This is a genomic window from Acinetobacter sp. S-1 (assembly GCF_059579785.1).
This window is the reverse complement of the sequence record NZ_CM184207.1, coordinates 1,699,373-1,717,446: the sequence shown is the minus strand read 5'-3', so window position 1 is coordinate 1,717,446 and position 18,074 is coordinate 1,699,373. Positions and strand designations below refer to the sequence as shown.

Here is an 18,074-nt window from a genome sequence, read left to right as displayed (position 1 = left end):
ATCCTTAAAAAGGCTACACGCATCCTTGAATAATCAGGTGTAGCCTTAGGTGTTTCTTAAATATCAAAAAATACGGTTTCGTCATCGCCTTGAATGCGAATATCAAAGCGGTAAACAACTTCACCATTTTCTTCAAAACGTTTCGCAATAAGTGTTTGGCGACGTGGTGCCCATTCAATACTATTTAGAATCGGGTCGTTGGCATTTGCCTCTGCTTCATCGTCAAAATAAACTCGTGTATGAAGACCCAAGTTAATACCGCGAGCGAAAATGACTAATGCAATATGAGGTGCTTGAGTTGAACCTTTACGGCCTGCTGTCGCGCCCGGTTTAATCGTATTGAAACTCCAAACACCCGTTTCAAAGTCAGCACCTGTACGGCCCCAACCTTGAAATGCTGGGTCAGCTTTTTGCTCACGCGTATCTGCCTGACTTGGATAAATACCGTTCGCATCAGCTTGCCAAATCTCAATCAGCACATCGCGTAGCGGTAAACCCAACCCGTCAAACACTTGGCCTTCAAGACGAATACGCTCACCTTTGGTCTGATCTTGTACTAGCTGGTTATTAAAGTTGTTTTCAAACACTTCAATATTTGCTTGTTGTGGCAATAGCCCAATGTGAACGTAAGGACCACCTGTTTGAGATGGAGTTTCTTTTAGTTCCTGAAAATTCCAGTTATTCATGCTAGTGCTCCCGATTAAGTCAATTCGTTTTCGAAGTAAGTCGCTCGACGTCCACGTAAAGTGATGTCAAAACGGTAACAACGGCTATCTGCTTCGATAAAGTTGTTTTTATCTTCTAGTGCAATCAAGGCACGACGTTGATCTTCAGAAGGAATCGTTTTTAAGATCGGGCAAGTGTCAATGAGCGTATCGCCTTCAAAATAAAACTGCGAAATCAGACGCTGAGCCCAACCATCAGCAATTAAAGAGAAATGAATATGTGCAGGACGCCATTCATTAATACGGTTACGCCATGGGTACGGACCCGGTTTAATGGTACGGAAAATATAAAAACCGTTTTCATCAGTTAAGGTACGACCACAACCACCAAAGTTAGGATCCATTGCACCAATAAACTTGTCGTTTGGATGACGGTAACGGCCAGAAGCATTGGCTTGCCATACTTCTAGAAGTGCATTTTTCACAGGACGACCAAATTGGTCACGAACATAGCCATGGACAATGACACGCTCACCAATTGGTAAACCATCTTTGGCATAGTTCAAAATCAAATCGTTATCTTTTGGGCCAAACAAATTTGAAGAAAAATGCGGTGCAGTAACTTCAGTTAAAGTCTCATTAATTGAGATCAATGCATTTTTTGGCGAACGTAATACACTTGTTTTATAACCTGGCGTATACGCTGGTGGATGGTCATCTGTATTACGTTGGGCGTAAGCACCCCAGCTATGTTGTGACATCTTTATCTCCTTAATCCTGTTCTTTCGCTGCAATTGGGTTTACCTCTATCCCCAACTCTTTAAAGACTTCTTCAGCCATATGCATTGCAGCATTTGCAGCAGGTAAACCTGCATAGAGTGAACTATGTAAGATCAGCTCTTTTAAATCTTCTTTAGTTACGCCATTGTTAAAGCAAGCACGTAAATGCATGCGTAGTTCATCTTCACGTCCAAGCGCCAATAAAATTGCGATAGTGACTAAACTACGTGTATGACGTGGAAGGCCTGGACGAGACCACACCTCACCCCATGCGTAACGGCTAATAAAATTTTGAAAATCTTGGTTAAAGTCATTTAAGTTCTGCAAAGACCGACCAACATGCTTTTCGCCCAAAACTTCAGTCCGCACCTCAATGCCTTGTTTATAGCGTTGTTCATCATTCATTGTGATAGACCTCTATTAAGTTGCATCGGTATGCGCAACAATTGATTTAACAAATACAGCAACAGCGGCAGCAGTCGCTGGAATTAGTAATAAACTAAGAATGGCGGTAAACGACCAATCATTGCCGAGTAACACAGCCCCAATCCAAGCACCAAATACCGCACCGAAACGTCCAATCCCCGTCATCCAAGACACGCCAGTTGCACGGCACTGCGTTGGATAGAAACGAGCGCTTAACGCAGGCATTGAAGATTGCGCACCGTTAATTGCGATACCCGCACAAAGCACCAATACTGCAAGTAATGTTGAGTTTCCTAAGCTTTGACCAACAGCAATCGCAAATAGACCTGCAGCAAAGTAGAAAATAGCAATCACTCGGTTAGGGTTGAATTTGTCCATCGCCCAACCAATAAATAAGGCACTTACCACACCACCAAACTGGAACAATCCACCGATAAATGCAGCACGCTCCATTGAGGCACCTGTTTCACGCATAAGCGTTGGTAACCAGCTTGTAAGCAAGTAAACAACCACGAGCCCCATGAAATAGGTCAACCAAAGCAAAAGTGTTCCTTTTGCATATGGTTTAGAAAACATAATTCCAAAGACATTTTTCTTTTGAGCTGTCTCGGTTTTCTCTTCAGGTACGTGAAATGCAGTCGCATTTTGGATCTGAGCTGGTGCAATATGATTTAAGATTTTGCGTACTTTTTCAGGATTCTTACCTTTCACAATTAAAAAGCGGTAAGACTCAGGTAAAACTAAAATCACTAAAATCATTAAGATCAAAGGTGACCAGCCGCCAAGTAAAAACAGACTGTGCCAACCATAAGTCGGGATCAGCCAACTACTGATAAAACCACCTGTTGCCATACCTAAGTTGTAACCACAGAACATACAAGTCACGAGTAATGAACGAATGCGTGTTGGGCAGTATTCAGAAAATAATGTAGTGGCATTTGGCATAGCTGCACCCAAACCAATACCTGTCAAAAAGCGTAAAACGACAAGGCTATCTAAGTTGGTTGCATAAGCAGATGCCAAGGTGAATCCACCAAATACAAGCATCGAAAAAGCCAGTACGATTTTGCGACCAAAACGGTCAGCTGTCGGACCAGAAACCAAAGCTCCAATAATCATTCCACCAAGTGCAGCACTCATCACTGGTCCTAACTGAGAGCGATCAACTCCCCAGTCTTGTGCCAAAGCTGGAGCGATAAAACCCATTGCAGCAGTATCAATACCATCAGTAAAAATAATTAAGAAACAGATGATTGCGATCATCCATTGATACTTACTGAGTGGAGCATCATTAATTAATGCTTGAGCATCGATACTTTTATTTGGTGCAGCGTAATCCTGAGACGCCATATTTGCCTCCTTAAGGCCAATTCCTTTTAAATCACTAAGCTATTAGATTTGCTGAATAAACCTAGTCAATTCCTGAGTAAATCTTTGCGGTTGCTCAATATTAGAAAGATGAGATGCTTCCAATTTAGCAATCTGACTATTGTTGATAGCGCGCTGCATAAACTCAGCATCTGCTACTGTTGTCACTGGATCTGCCGTTCCTGCAATGAACAATACCGGAACTTGGATTTGCGTAATTTCATCTCTTAAATCAGCATATGCTAAAGCACGACATGCATTCGCATAACCTTGTGCTGGTGTGTTTGCCAGACTTTGGATCGTCGTTTGTGCAACCACGTTATGTTGATAGTCGAAGTTTTCACTAAACCAGCGGGTATGCGTGGTTTTTACCAACTCAGCTAAACCATTCTGTTCCACAGAATCAGCACGACTCAACCAAGCCTCCGCCTGACCAATTTTGGCTGCCGAGTTCGCAACAGTAATACTTAAAAAGCGCTCTGGATGATGAATACCCAACCAAAGCCCAGTAATTCCACCCATTGAAATGCCACAAAAATGAGCTTTTTCAACACTCAAGGCATCTAAAATATCAACCACATCTTCAGCTAAGTTTTGCAATGTGGTGTCACTAATTACCTCACTTTCACCATGACCACGTGTGTCGTATGTAATGACATTAAAATGACTTTTTAATTCACTTACCTGTGACTGCCACATACCATGGTCTGTGCCTAATGAATTAGAGAACACAAGCACAGGAGCATCTTTTAAACCGTCAATATAAACAGCTAGCTGTTTTCCTTGGCGATTGCTAATAGTCTGTTTCACTTTGGCTCTCCTTGTGCTTCTTGCAAAACTGCATCAATCTGTTGCTGAATATTGCCTAAATAGTTTTCTGCTTTAAATATTTCCAAAATTTCTGTTTGACTAAAATGTTCTTTTACTTCATCTAACTGACTAACAACCTCAGATAAATGCTGCTTTTGAGCCACGGCTGTTTTACAAGCTGCTTCAACTAAATGATGAGCATTTAAACGTCCAATTTTTGGAGCAAGTGCCATCATCACAGCTTCTGCCATAATCAACCCGTTGGTACACTCAAGGTTCTGTTGCATATGTTCAGCATTAACTTCGAAACCTTGTAAAACTTCCCCAGTACGAGTTAATGCTCCAGCACAAAGCTGAAAGATTTCTGGAACTACTAACCATTCTGCATGCCACGCGCCTAAGCTACGCTCATGTTCCTGTACCATGCTTTGATAAATGCTAGACATAAGTGCTGGTACACGATTCGCCGCGGCTAATACGGATGCTGCCGCAACTGGATTACGCTTATGAGGCATGGTCGATGAACCACCACGACCCTTTGCGGTTGGCTCAAACAACTCTGCAATTTCAGTTTGCATCATGAGTGACCAATCCCGTGCCATCTTGCCCGTATTCCCGACAATCATGCCAAGCACACTTGCAATTTCTACAATACGGTCACGCTCACCGTGCCATGTGCTTGCCGGTACAGTCAGATTCAGCTGCTGAGCAAATGCATTAACCACAAGTGAACCTTGATCTTGCAAAGAAGCTAATGAACCCACAGCACCACCTAACTGAGCAGTCAGTACACGTGACTTCATAGCTTGAATACGGTCTAAATCACGTTTAAATGCAGAAGCCCAACGAGCAAGTTTATACCCCAAAGTAATGGGTAAAGCTTGCTGTAACCATGTACGCCCAATCATGACTTGATGGCGATATTGCTTGGCTTGCTGTAATGCAGTCGCATAGCATTGTTGAAGTTGAGCTTCCACAATGTTCAACGCATCACGACATTGCAAAATACAAGCTGTGTCTAAAATATCCTGACTCGTTGCACCCCAATGCACATAACGTGAAGCATCTTCATCAACATCTTTAACAATTGCTGTAAGCTGTTTTACAAATGGAATTGCGATATTTCCAGCTAAGCCAGTTGCGACAGCCAAAGCTGAAAAATCAAACTTATCTAATGCCTGCTCAGCTACTTGGGCAATTGTATTAGCCGCATTTTGAGGAATCACACCAACTTGTGCCTGTGCTTGAGCTAAGGCAACTTCAACCTCAATCATATATGTGATTAAAGATGAGTCACTAAAGATGTCAGTGACGTCTTTTTGGTAAAACAAGCTGGCATATAACTGGCTCATGATTAGACTCTCTCAATAATCAATGCGATGCCTTGCCCCACACCAATACACATTGAACACAAGGCATAACGACCATCCGTTTGTTCAAGCTGGTTTAAGGCTGTAGTCACAAGACGTGCACCTGATGCACCAAGTGGATGACCCAAAGCAATGGCACCACCGTTTGGATTTACCTTGTTGCTATCGTCTGGCAAGCCTAAATCACGCGTCACTGCTAAAGCTTGTGCGGCAAAAGCTTCGTTAAGCTCAATCACATCTATCTGATCTAAAGTCAGGTTGGCTTGTTTAAGTAGTTTCTTAATGGCTGGTGCAGGAGCAAACCCCATAATGCGTGGTTCTAGACCCACTGCTGTTGAAGCAAGGATCTTGGCACGTGGTTTTAAATTGTAAGCTTGAACTGCCTCATCAGAAGCAATCAGCAATGCTGCTGCACCATCGTTAATACCTGAAGCATTTCCCGCAGTCACAGAACCATCTGCTTTGACAACAGGCTTAAGTTTGCTTAAAGCTTCAAGCGTGGTTGATGCACGTGGATGTTCGTCGGTATCAATCACAACAGCATTGCCCTTACGCTGAGGGATTTCAACTGCCACGATTTCTTTAGAAAAAAAGCCTTTGGCTTGCGCGCTTGCGGTGCGTTGTTGGCTCACCAAGGCAAACTGGTCCTGATCTGCACGATTCACGTTGAACTGTTCAGCCACGTTTTCGGCAGTCTGGGGCATGGTGTCTACACCATACAATTCTTTAAGTTTCGGGTTAATGAAGCGCCAGCCCATAGTGGTGTCTTCAATCTTCTGGCTACGACCAAAAGCACTGTCAGACTTACCCATCACATAGGGTGCACGGCTCATACTTTCCACACCACCAGCAATCACCAAATTCGCTTCACCTGCTTTAATGGCACGGGCAGCAATGGCAATGGCATCGAGTGAAGAACCACACAAACGGTTAATGGTCGTTGCCGGTACTTGATACGGCAAACCTGCAAGCAGTGCTGACATACGGCCCACGTTACGGTTATCTTCACCGGCTTGGTTAGCACAACCATAGATCACATCATCGACCTGTTCCCAATCTACACTTGGGTTACGCTGCATGAGGGCTTTAATCGGCACAGCACCAAGGTCATCGGCACGGACAGGTGCAAGGCCACCGGCATAACGGCCAAATGGGGTACGGATGGCATCGATGATATAAGCGTTTTTTAATGTCATTTCCCTACTTCCTTACCCTTGAGTTGCATCAATCAGAGTTGCACCAGTCAAAGCCTGTAACTCTTCAAAGCTAAGACCTTCAACTTTCTCAATCACCTTTAAACCATCTTTAGTCACATCAATCACACACAAGTCGGTGTAAATACGGTCAACACATTTTTTACCTGTTACTGGATAAGTGAGCTCAGCCACAATCTTCGGTTCACCTTGCTTGGTCACATGGTCTGTGGTGATAAACACTTTCTTAGCCCCTACAGCTAAATCCATCGCACCACCCACCGCAGGAATCGCATCGGGTGCTCCCGTGTGCCAGTTGGCCAAGTCGCCATTGGCTGCCACCTGAAATGCACCGAGTACAGCAATATCAAGGTGACCACCACGCATCATGGCAAATGAGTCGCCATGATGGAAAAAGCTACCACCTTCAAGCATGGTCACAAACTCTTTACCCGCATTAATCAGTTCAGGGTCTTCTTCACCTGCAGCTGGCGGTGGGCCAAAAGCCAATAGGCCATTTTCAGAATGAAGAAAAATATCTTTATCGTCAGGTAAGTAGCTTGCAATCTTGGTCGGTAAACCAATACCCAAGTTCACATAGGCGCCATCTGGAATATCTTTTGCCACACGTTTTGCAATCTGGTCACGGCTGAGTTTCTGGTAGCTCATGTTATTTCTCCTTATTGCTTACTGTGCTGGCGCTACTTGTACAACATGCTGTACAAAGATACCTGGGGTGATGATGTGCTCAGGGTCTAAACCACCTAGCTCCACAACCTCAGACACCTGAGCAATGGTGACATCCGCAGCCATCGCCATAATCGGGCCAAAGTTACGTGCAGATTTACGGTAAACCAGATTGCCCCAACGATCGCCCTTGTAGGCTTTAATCAAGGCAAAGTCAGCCTTGATCGGATACTCAAGCACATAATCTTTCCCATCAATCTCACGGGTCTCTTTACCTTCTGCCAAAAGTGTTCCAAAGCCTGTTGGGGTAAACACTGCGCCTAGGCCCATACCTGCTGCCTGAATACGACACGCCAGATTACCTTGCGGTACCACTTCAAGTTCAACCTTTCCGGCACGGTAAAGTTCATCAAACACATAAGAGTCTGACTGACGTGGGAAAGAACAGATCACTTTTTTAACTGAACCAGCCTTAAGCAGTTTAGCCAGACCATAATCGCCATTACCAGCATTGTTGCTGACAATGGTTAAATCTTTAACACCGAGTTCAATAAGACCATCAATGAGTTCAGCGGGTTGTCCTGCGGTACCAAAACCACCAATTAGAATGGTTGCACCATCTTTAATCTGCGATAGAACCTCGCTTAGTGAGGACTTACTTTTGTCAATCATTAGACAACTCCATTGTGCTCATTGAAGAAAAGAGAGATAAGAGAGTTAGGCACACTGAGGCGAGAAGAATAGATAAATATTTCACTCAATCCCGAGTGTTTCCCTTAGATTTCCCTTTTAAACATTTTTGATAATTTTCGTATTTTGATCTAGTAAGCTACATACAGTTTTGTTCGCTATAAATATATTTTGTTCGATGATCGAACATTATCTAAGTAAATTACTCAACTAATCTTATAGACTTGGGATGTAAAAAAACATTAATTCTTATAAATAGATATGTAGAAATGAAATATTTACTTAGGCTATTTTACAATTAAAACTACAACTTATTATTCGATTTTTATCTTAAGACTGTGATTGTAAAATTAAACGTGCAAGTTCTAAATCATCAGGATAAGTAATTTTGATATTATCAGAACGCCCCATCACAACCTGCACAGTTTCACCCATATATTCGAGTGCACTTGCTTCGTCGGTAATAGCAATGTTATTTTCTAATGCGTATTCAATTGCCTTTTTGAGCTTCCCAATTTTAGCAATTTGAGGAGTTTGAGCTTGCCACAATGAATCCCGACTTACCGTCTTATTAATATAATTATCTACCCTAACCTGCTTTAACGTATCACGAACAGGAATCGCTAAAATAGCACTATGATTTGATTTAATTGCTTGTTCAACAAGGGTATTTAAACATTCAATTGTAACACAAGGCCGAGCTGCATCATGCACAAGCACCCAATCATTTTCATCAGCAAAAGTTAAAAGATGATTTAAAGCATTTAATACCGAATGGACTCGTTCAGCCCCACCTATACAAAAATGCGCCTTATCTATATTTTGGAATGCGAGCGTCTGAGCAAAAGTATCTTGAGTACCAATTGCCAAAACATAACCACTTAATGGAAGCTGGCTTATGCGCCGAACAGTATGTTCTAAAACAGTCGTATTCTGAATATATTGATACTGCTTCAATTCAGTTTTAGAAAATCGACTTCCTGACCCTGCAGCTGGAATAACTGCCCATAATTTAGTCTGGGATATCGGGGGATGCAGGTGTCTCATTCGTTTCCAAATCAACTTTAGCGTTCGGGTCAATATAAATAGGCTTGTAATGGGTACTGATGGTACTCATTTGAACAAATGTCTCATGTGGTTTAACCAAACCAAGATCAAGGCGAGCATGTTCTTCTATTGCTTCTGTACCATTTTTCAGGTCAAAAACCTCTGCTGCCAAAATACGGTTTCGTTCTTTAAGCTCTTCATTTACTTCAGCTTGTTGCTGAATTTGTTGCATGAGAGCTTGATGAGGGAGATAACCACCCTCACCTAACCAAAATTGATATTGCAGTATGGCTACTAAAACAATAACTAGTAGCAATATCAGTTTGCTTGAAGTGGATCGAAATACTTCTAACATATCATTAAGATTTTTAATTAAAAACTTTCGTTAAGAGATTGTATTGTATAGTAATTAAGAAGTAGCATGCGAAATTCCTGCAAAAATTTAAGCAAAATTATTAATGGGCATATTACTTTAATTGACCATTGTGACATGTTTCATTTTGTCAAAAATGAATGGAATTTGAAAGGGAAATAATATTTATAAGTACAACTGCTTATAAATCAATCTACGCACAAAAAAGCCCTCTTTTGAGGGCTTTTATAAATCGGTTACTTATGAGTATGTCTATATCAAAAATTATAACGAACACTCAGCGTTGCATTTCGTGGTGTTCCCCAGTTCATTGAGTTTTCACCAATACCTTCATAATATTTCTCATCAAAAATATTATCGATATTAAATTGAAGTTTAATATTTTTATCTACTTGATAGCCAAGCATCGCACTTGCTAAAACATAAGCATCTTGCTCAATACGAGAGCTTCCACTACCCGTATAGTATTTACTCTTATAATTTAAGCCAAGTCCTGCACTCCACTGATTAAGTTTGTACTTAACAAATAAATTTGAAGTTGTTCGAGAGTTTGTCGTATTAACCTTCGTACCCTTTGCATCTTTTGCTTCAAAATTAGCAATACCAAAATTAACAGCCCAGTTATCGTTAATTTCTCCATCAGCTTCAAACTCAAAGCCTTTACTTTCAACACCATCTACAGCACGGTAAGCTTGCTCTGTAGTTTGTGTACCATTACGGACAATAAATACTCCAGGTATCAATTCAGCAAAATTAGATTGTTCTATTCGAAATACCGACAATGCTGTATTTAAACGCCCTCCAAACCATTCACTCTTTAAACCAGCCTCATAACTCTTACCTGTAATCGGGTCAATATATTGATCATTTATATCTTTACGTTCTTGAGGTTTAAAAATTTCTGTATAACTCGCATACACAGAATGATCTTGGGCAAAATCATAAATAGCGCCAACATATGGTGCTAATTCCCTATTGAATTCACGGTTACCTTTATCATTTTCAGATTTATATTTCCAGTTAGATAAACGTGCACCAGCAATAATTTTCAAAGGGTCCAGAATTTGAAATTTACCCGCAATATATGCAGCAGTTTGTGTGGTTTCATTGAGTGCACCTCTGGTATTTAGTACCAGTGGCTGAAGTAATTCTTGCGCTATATCATTATAGTTAAGTGGGCCACCTAAATATTTTTCAATCTCTTTGTTTGCATTAGAACCACCAGAAAGATCTTTGGTTTTTTCATTCTTATTCCAAGATCCACCAATAATGATTTCTTGTGGGCGATTAAAAAGTGTAAATGGGGCATTAATAAAAACATTAATATTGTTTTCTTCACTGGCAGCTTTTGCGCCATATACAGAAACATAATCAGTTTTATTCTCCGAATTATCATTTGGATTTTCTAATGGACTGGTATTGGTTGCCTTGTCTACTCTTCCAGCTGTATATAACAACATAGAGTCCGTATCTTCTTTGCGGAAGGTATAAGCAACATTTAAATTAACATCACCAAACAAATTCTGTTTTAAGTTTGCAAATACTGCCGTTGTATTCACATCCCAATATGTCCAAGGTGCACTTACTGTTAAGCTTCTAGAAAAATTGGTACGGGTCCCATCAGTATAAAAAGCAGGTGTACCACCCCAGCGGATACCGTCACGATGCAATTCTTGATAAGTAGCTCCAAGCGACATACTTGTTTTATCGCTCAGATCATAATCAAGGGCACCATAAAATACATTCCGTTCTTTCTCATAAAAATCCATAAATGAATTTTCATCAGAATGCTTCACAAACATACGTCCACGCAATGAACCATCAACATTAAGCGGTGCAGAAATATCTGCCGAACTACTCCAAGAGTTCCATGAGCCTAATGATGTACTGACATTACCACTAAGTTCTTTTGAGTTTGCATGTTTGCGAATCATGTTCAGCGCCATCGCTGGATTGCCCGCACCTGTGGTTAAGCCATTAGCACCTTTCACCACCTCGACGCGATCATAAATATCTAAATCAAGGTCCCCTGTACCTAAATTAATCGTGCTCGGTATTCCATCTATTAAGTAATAATCTACCTCAAAACCACGTGCATAAACTTTCTGACGCTCATCAGTACGTGAAGTCGAAACACCCGTAATATTGTTCATTAAATCTTGAAAAGAATCGATTTTCCGATCATCTAAATATTCACGGGTTAAAACCTTCACCGACTGTGGTGTTTCACGAAGAGATAAATTTAATTTTGTAGAAGTATTTGTGCTTTTTGCTGTATAGCTGCCCGAACCTTCGGTAACAGCGAAATCTTCTTCTGCTTGTACTTTTATCGTTTCTAAAGTGGCTGTTCCATTTATCTCATCAGCATAAACAATTGAAGGAGCAGTTAAAGCCATAGCAAGTGCTAAGGGATGAGATGTAAACGCTTTTCTAAAGGGCGGAGTGTACATAAGAAAATTCCATAATAACCAATGTGCTGTGCGAGATTCCTTAGTCTTTTGCTACTTTGGTCCTTGTTAAACAGCAGCAAAAGTCGGCACAAAAATTAACATGAATGATAATTGTTATCAACAATATATTAATAATTATTCCTATTTGTTTAAATTAAATTATCAATGGTTCTAATCACTTATATATTTTCACTCTCTTCAAACCTTGTTTGGTCATCACATCTTTTAAATTTATTGCTCTTTCAATTAGCCAATAAAATCTTATGCGATAGTTTTATGATTAACTCAAAAAATAATAAACTAAACAGTATTTTCTTTTATATTTTATTATTCTTCTCAAACCTCTTAAGAGAGAATAAAGGGTACAAGTTGTAGTGCATAAAGTTTTAGCATTTTCTTTAGTAAGCTTAGGTTTGAGCGCTTGTAATAACCATACTGATGATAGTCCTTCAAAAATAATTAATATGAAGGACAACCATAAGCAACATGAAAAAATTAATACTTATATATATGAATATAATGAAATTATTTATAAATTAAACACGGAACAAGACCAAACAACTGCTCACTTAAGATTTAAAAACTTATTGAAAAAGATACCTTCTAGCGAGAACAACCTAAATATTTTAAAAACTAAACGCAAAATACTTGTACATTTAGGTTGTCTTAAGGAAGCATATAGTGTTACCGAAAAAATACTAGCTAAAACAGATATTTCAAAGCTACAAGAGATGCAATGTATTTTTTTAAGCAAAATGAAAAGAGACCCTTATCAAATAAAAGAATGCTATGAAAAAACTGCTAATAGTTATTTAACCGAGATAAATTTGATCCCAAAAGCTGCTTTAAGATATCAATATGCTTTATGGGGACACTATGCAGCGATGTTCAATGCTGGCCATATAGAATACAAAGACAAACTCCAAGAAATTATCGACTATCATAATATTGAAGATCACAAAAAAACATATCAACAAATGTATAAAAATATTATGGATCCTCATGCTTTTCAAAAACGTTTAGATGCTATCCCCTATACCTCTAATTGTCGTTAAACTATCTTATTAAATATGATAAATTTTTGATTATTAATCATATTCATAGTCATATCTTTCTTAAGGAGAACTTATTTAATAATAAGAAATAACTCACAAAGTATATCTTTTATATTTTTTATCTCTCATTTAAATGCAAGCTCATATAAAGTAAAAGTACCTTTTTAATAGATCTACTTTGCAATAAATCAGCTTGGTCACGCTATCAACAGTAAACTTCTTCGTAGGGAATTAGTTGAAATAAATTTATAAAAAGTCACATATATTTCGAGCTTTTAACTAATAACTACCTAAAAAGTATATTTTTTTATTTTTTACTTTGTTAAGAATTTATAAGGATCTCTTCTAACTATTTTAATAAGGAGAAAAAAATGGATTTTTTTAATATTTTCATTGGTGACACGACTTGGAAATTTGTTTTAGAAATTTTGGTTCGATGTACCGTAATGTTCATCATCATTATTAGCTTTTTAAGATTATCCGGTAAACGAGGTATACGTCAGCTCTCCCTTTTTGAACTCGCCATTATTTTATGTTTAGGTTCAGCCGCTGGTGACCCGATGTTTACCGAGGACTTACCTATTGCCCATGCATTCGTCGCGTTTGTTGTTATTCTTTTTCTTTATCGCTTTGCTACATGGAGTATGGTAAAGCATAAAAAAATTGAAGATTTACTAGAAGGAAAAGCGCTTTGTATTGTTAAGGATGGCCTTGTAGTCTACAAAGATTTCCAAAAACAATCATATTCTCATGATGAGTTTTTCTCAGAAATGCGTCAACAAAATGTTGAGCACCTTGGACAAGTAAGAACAGCCTTGTTGGAGTCAGACGGTATTCTCAGTCTGCTTTATTTTGAGGATGAAGATGTAAAATGGGGCTTGCCACTATTCCCTGATGCCTACATTAAAGCCGATGTACTGAAACTTAATACTTTTTATTCATGTATGAAATGTGGTGAAACAAAAATTTTAAATAAGATCGATCAAGAATGTACCCGCTGTAAACATCACAGTTGGGCTGAGTCTTTAAAAACACGCCGATTAGGATAATAAAAAAGGTGCTATTTCCTATTAAAAACAGAAAATAGCACCTTCAAATGTTAAAAAATTAATTTTAACTTTTTATTTAAAGATTAGTTTAAACCTTTAAATTCAGCTTTACCGCGGTAAGCAGCTTTAGTCAATTCTTCAATACGAAGTAATTGGTTGTACTTAGACACACGGTCAGAACGGCAAAGTGAACCAGTCTTGATTTGACCAGCAGCTGTACCTACTGCTAAGTCAGCAATAGTAGAATCTTCTGTTTCACCAGAACGGTGAGAAATAACAGTCGAATAACCATTTGCTTTAGCAAGATAGATTGCATCTAAAGTTTCAGTCAAAGTACCGATCTGGTTGTATTTGATTAAGATTGAGTTACCAACTTTTTCATCAATACCACGTTGTAAAATCTTAGGATTAGTTACGAACAAGTCATCACCAACCAATTGGATTTTATCACCAAGGATTGAAGTCAAGTAGCTCCAGCCTTCCCAATCAGACTCATCAAGACCATCTTCGATTGAGATAATTGGATATTGATTTACAAGACCAGCTAAATAATCTGCAAACTGATGGCTTGTAAATGCACGGTTACCTTCACCTTCTAAAACGTATTGACCGTTTTTGTAGAATTCTGAAGACGCGCAGTCAAGTGCAAGCATCATGTCTGAACCAGCTTTGTAACCAGTCAACTCAATTGCTTGTAAAATGATTTGAATTGCTTCTTCGTTAGAACGTAAGTTAGGAGCAAAACCACCTTCATCACCTACCGCAGTATTCAAACCTTGTTTCTTTAAAACTGATTTTAAAGAATGGAATACTTCAGCACCAGCACGTAAAGCTTCAGCAAATGAAGTGAAACCTACAGGCTCAATCATGAACTCTTGAATATCAACAGTGTTGTCCGCATGCTCACCACCATTTAAGATGTTCATCATCGGTACAGGCATTGTCAAAATTGTTTGACCACGAAGATCTGCGATGTATTGGAAAAGAGGAAGTTTCTTTTCTTCAGCAGCAGCGCGCGCAGCAGCCAATGACACAGCTAAAGTTGCGTTAGCACCTAATTTCTCTTTGTTTTCAGTACCGTCAAGCGCGATCATTGTATTATCAATGTCTTTTTGCTCAAAAACTGATTTACCCAACAAAGCATCACGAATCAACGTATTAACGTTATTAACTGCTGTACGAACGCCTTTACCTAAGTAACGCGATTTATCACCGTCACGTAGTTCTAAAGCTTCACGAGAACCAGTTGAAGCACCAGATGGTGCACATGCACGACCAACAACCCCAGATTCTAAAATTACGTCTGCTTCGATGGTTGGGTTACCACGAGAGTCCAAAATTTCACGTGCACGAATGTCAACGATTTGGCTCATGAACAATTCCTCTTTGAATGAATATGAGCTGCGGTTAAAGCAGCGTAAGGGTTATAAAACAACTCAATGGGTGTCTAACTTCTTGAATCCTTTAACTAAAGTATCCAATTCTTTTATTTGTGCCAAGAACGGTTCAAGTTGCGACATACGTAATGCACAAGGTCCATCGCATTTTGCATGTTCTGGATCTGGGTGTCCTTCCAAGAACAATCCAGCCAAACCAGTTGCCATTCCTGCGCGTGCTAAAGTTGTAATTTGAGCACGACGACCGCCTGCTGAGTCAGAACGACCGCCAGGGGTTTGTAACGCATGTGTCACGTCAAAGAAAACTGGCACATTCATTTCTTTCATTGTGTCAAAGCCAAGCATATCTACAACAAGATTGTTATAACCAAATGCTGAACCACGTTCACAAAGAATAAGTTTGTCGTTTCCTGCTTCTAAACATTTATGCAGGATATGACGCATTTCATGAGGTGCTAAAAACTGGGCTTTCTTAATATTAATAATAGCCTGTGTTTTTGCCATCGCTTCGACAAGATCAGTCTGACGACTTAAGAAAGCGGGTAATTGAATAATATCGGCTACTTCTGCAACTGGTGCAGCCTGATATGGCTCATGCACATCAGTAATGATAGGAACATTAAAATGTTTTTTAATATCACCTAACCATTCGATACCTTTTTCAAGTCCAGGACCACGGAATGAATGCAGACTAGAACGATTTGCTTTATCGAAACTCGCTTTAAATACATAAGGAATATCTAAGCGTTTGCAAATATCAACATACGTTTCTGCAATTTCAAAAGCTAAATCTTTTGATTCAAGTACGTTCATTCCGCCAAATAATACAAATGGCAAATGATTTGCCATTTGTATATCGCCTAAACGTACAACTTCTTGTGGTTTTAATTGTGACATTTAAACTTTCCCAGTTTATTTAAAATCGCATTATTTACTTTTTTGATGCTGTGTTTTTGCAGCGTCAATAAAACTAGCAAATAATGGATGTCCATCACGTGGTGAACTTGTAAATTCCGGGTGGAATTGTACAGCAATAAACCAAGGATGTTCAGGAATTTCTACAGTTTCAACTAAATGTTGTGCTGAAGAGTAACCTGAAATCTTCATACCAGCTTGTTCAATCGACTCAATGAAACGGTTATTCATTTCATAACGGTGACGATGACGCTCAGTGATTTCAGCTTTACCGTAGACTTCACGTGTTTTTGTGCCTTCAACCAATTCAGATTTTTGAGCACCTAAACGCATAGTTCCACCTAGGTCAGACTCAAGGCTGCGTTGTTGTAATTCACCGCGCTCATCTAACCATTCAGTAATTAAACCAATGAGTGGATATTTTGTAGAACGGTTAAATTCTGTAGAAGAAGCTTCTGGCATACCTGCAACATGGCGAGCGTATTCAATAACAGCCAATTGCATGCCTAAACAAATACCCAAGAATGGGATTTTGTTTTCACGTGCGTATTGAATAGCTCTCATTTTGCCTTCAGTACCACGTTCACCAAAACCACCTGGAACTAAAATTGCGTCAGCTGTACTTAAAATAGATACGTCTTGGCTTTCAAGTTCTTCAGCGTTGACATAATCAATTTGTACTTTTACGCGATTTTTAATACCTGCGTGTAATAACGCTTCATTCACAGACTTATAAGCATCTGGTAATTCAACATATTTACCAACCATAGCTACACGTAAAGTGTATTCAGGATTTAGTAATGCTTCGACTACATTATCCCAATCTTCTAGGTTTGCTTCTGGAAGATCATTAAATCCAAAACGCTCACAGATCAAGTCATCAACGTTTTGTTCATAGAATGTACGTGGAATTTGATAAATCGTTTTCGCATCCTTACATACCACTACAGCACGCGCTTCTACGTTAGTGAACAATGCAATTTTGCGTTTAGTGTCAACATCCACATCATATTCAGTACGGCAGATAAGAATATCTGGCTGAATACCAATCGAAAGCAACTCTTTTACAGAGTGTTGAGTTGGTTTTGTCTTAAGCTCTGCTGCAGATTTGATATATGGCAACAAAGTTAAATGCATAAGCATGGTTCTTTTATGACCAAGCTCAACCATTAACTGACGAACTGACTCCATAAATGGAAGTGATTCGATATCACCTACCGTACCGCCAATTTCTACGATAGCAACATCGTAGCCTTCACCTGCGCGAAGTACGCGTTCTTTAATGTTGTCAGTAATATGAGGAATAACTTGAACTGTACCACCAAGATAGTCACCACGACGTTCTTTATTTAAAACGTCCTGATATACACGACCACTGGTAAAGTTATTAAGTTTGGTCATTTTCGCACGACGTAAGAAACGTTCGTAATAACCCAAGTCTAGATCAGTTTCGGCACCATCCTCTGTGACAAAAACTTCACCATGTTGGAAAGGGCTCATTGTCCCTGGATCGACATTAATGTAGGGATCCATTTTAACCATTGTGACTTTTAAGCCACGGGCTTCCAAAAGTGCAGCAACTGAAGCAGCAGAAATACCTTTACCTAGCGATGAAACTACACCACCAGTGACAAAAATAAAATGGGTCATTAAGTTTCTCGTACAATCAAGCCGAAATCGGCCTACAATGTTTGGCAATTTTACTGTACTCTGCCCCTATAAAGCAAAGTCAAACCGCATCAATTCAAAGATCATTAAACAACTGGCTATTCTATCAGCATTTTTAATAAAAATTTAGG

The 18,074-nt window shown here is 39.4% G+C and carries 17 protein-coding genes; 2 read left to right on the top strand and 15 right to left on the bottom strand.

Features of this window, described 5'->3' with window-relative positions:
• Positions 1-56 precede the first annotated feature (56 nt).
• From pcaG to AC52J8_RS08125, 12 genes are all read right to left on the bottom strand, one after another.
• Positions 57-686, bottom strand: coding sequence for a protocatechuate 3,4-dioxygenase subunit alpha (pcaG, locus tag AC52J8_RS08180; RefSeq protein ID WP_002121089.1), 630 nt, complete (start codon positions 684-686; stop codon positions 57-59).
• 14 nt (positions 687-700) lie between these two features.
• Entirely contained in the window at positions 701-1,426 is a 726-nt protein-coding gene (gene pcaH / locus AC52J8_RS08175) for a protocatechuate 3,4-dioxygenase subunit beta (RefSeq protein ID WP_000077913.1), read from the bottom strand.
• Positions 1,427-1,436: 10 nt separating this feature from the next.
• Positions 1,437-1,850 carry a 4-carboxymuconolactone decarboxylase gene (gene pcaC / locus AC52J8_RS08170; RefSeq protein WP_000997505.1) on the bottom strand — a complete coding sequence of 138 codons (414 nt, stop codon included), beginning with the start codon at positions 1,848-1,850 and terminating at the stop codon, positions 1,437-1,439.
• 15 nt (positions 1,851-1,865) lie between these two features.
• A complete protein-coding gene (pcaK, locus tag AC52J8_RS08165; RefSeq protein ID WP_032006318.1) occupies positions 1,866-3,221 on the bottom strand; it encodes a 4-hydroxybenzoate transporter PcaK in 1,356 nt (451 codons plus the stop codon).
• A gap of 42 nt (positions 3,222-3,263) precedes the next feature.
• Entirely contained in the window at positions 3,264-4,049 is a 786-nt protein-coding gene (pcaD, locus tag AC52J8_RS08160; RefSeq protein ID WP_086399451.1) for a 3-oxoadipate enol-lactonase, read from the bottom strand.
• Complete coding sequence (gene pcaB, locus AC52J8_RS08155; protein ID WP_086399452.1) at positions 4,046-5,401, bottom strand: 3-carboxy-cis,cis-muconate cycloisomerase; 1,356 nt, start codon at positions 5,399-5,401, stop codon at positions 4,046-4,048. The genes pcaD and pcaB overlap by 4 nt, the downstream gene beginning before the upstream one ends.
• 2 nt (positions 5,402-5,403) lie before the next feature.
• Positions 5,404-6,615, bottom strand: a complete 1,212-nt coding sequence (gene pcaF / locus AC52J8_RS08150) for a 3-oxoadipyl-CoA thiolase (protein ID WP_086399453.1) — start codon at positions 6,613-6,615, stop codon at positions 5,404-5,406.
• 12 nt (positions 6,616-6,627) lie between these two features.
• Positions 6,628-7,281 carry a 3-oxoacid CoA-transferase subunit B gene (locus AC52J8_RS08145; protein ID WP_086399454.1) on the bottom strand — a complete coding sequence of 218 codons (654 nt, stop codon included), beginning with the start codon at positions 7,279-7,281 and terminating at the stop codon, positions 6,628-6,630.
• A gap of 18 nt (positions 7,282-7,299) precedes the next feature.
• Positions 7,300-7,971, bottom strand: coding sequence for a 3-oxoacid CoA-transferase subunit A (locus tag AC52J8_RS08140; protein WP_017386040.1), 672 nt, complete (start codon positions 7,969-7,971; stop codon positions 7,300-7,302).
• A 348-nt stretch (positions 7,972-8,319) separates the two neighbouring features.
• Positions 8,320-9,036 (bottom strand): 2-C-methyl-D-erythritol 4-phosphate cytidylyltransferase, encoded by a 717-nt coding sequence (gene ispD, locus AC52J8_RS08135; protein WP_086399455.1) that lies wholly within the window; start codon positions 9,034-9,036, stop codon positions 8,320-8,322.
• Complete coding sequence (gene ftsB / locus AC52J8_RS08130) at positions 9,002-9,391, bottom strand: cell division protein FtsB (RefSeq protein ID WP_005069056.1); 390 nt, start codon at positions 9,389-9,391, stop codon at positions 9,002-9,004. The genes ispD and ftsB overlap by 35 nt, the downstream gene beginning before the upstream one ends.
• 275 nt (positions 9,392-9,666) lie before the next feature.
• Positions 9,667-11,859 (bottom strand): TonB-dependent siderophore receptor, encoded by a 2,193-nt coding sequence (locus tag AC52J8_RS08125; protein WP_343286801.1) that lies wholly within the window; start codon positions 11,857-11,859, stop codon positions 9,667-9,669.
• A 374-nt stretch (positions 11,860-12,233) separates the two neighbouring features.
• Here AC52J8_RS08125 and AC52J8_RS08120 point away from each other — a divergent pair, with 374 nt between their 5' ends.
• Both AC52J8_RS08120 and AC52J8_RS08115 read left to right on the top strand, forming a co-directional pair.
• The gene (locus AC52J8_RS08120; protein WP_057085052.1) at positions 12,234-12,914 is read left to right on the top strand and encodes a hypothetical protein; all 681 of its coding nucleotides are present in this window, start codon (positions 12,234-12,236) and stop codon (positions 12,912-12,914) included.
• A gap of 371 nt (positions 12,915-13,285) precedes the next feature.
• Entirely contained in the window at positions 13,286-13,963 is a 678-nt protein-coding gene (locus AC52J8_RS08115) for a DUF421 domain-containing protein (RefSeq protein WP_002121037.1), read from the top strand.
• An 83-nt stretch (positions 13,964-14,046) separates the two neighbouring features.
• Here the strand turns inward: AC52J8_RS08115 and eno are convergent, their stop codons facing one another.
• From eno to pyrG, 3 genes are all read right to left on the bottom strand, one after another.
• Positions 14,047-15,336, bottom strand: a complete 1,290-nt coding sequence (eno, locus tag AC52J8_RS08110; RefSeq protein WP_002121066.1) for a phosphopyruvate hydratase — start codon at positions 15,334-15,336, stop codon at positions 14,047-14,049.
• Between the two features lie 63 nt (positions 15,337-15,399).
• Complete coding sequence (gene kdsA, locus AC52J8_RS08105) at positions 15,400-16,257, bottom strand: 3-deoxy-8-phosphooctulonate synthase (protein ID WP_002121042.1); 858 nt, start codon at positions 16,255-16,257, stop codon at positions 15,400-15,402.
• A gap of 30 nt (positions 16,258-16,287) precedes the next feature.
• The gene (gene pyrG / locus AC52J8_RS08100; protein WP_017480995.1) at positions 16,288-17,925 is read right to left on the bottom strand and encodes a CTP synthase; all 1,638 of its coding nucleotides are present in this window, start codon (positions 17,923-17,925) and stop codon (positions 16,288-16,290) included.
• Positions 17,926-18,074 lie beyond the last annotated feature (149 nt).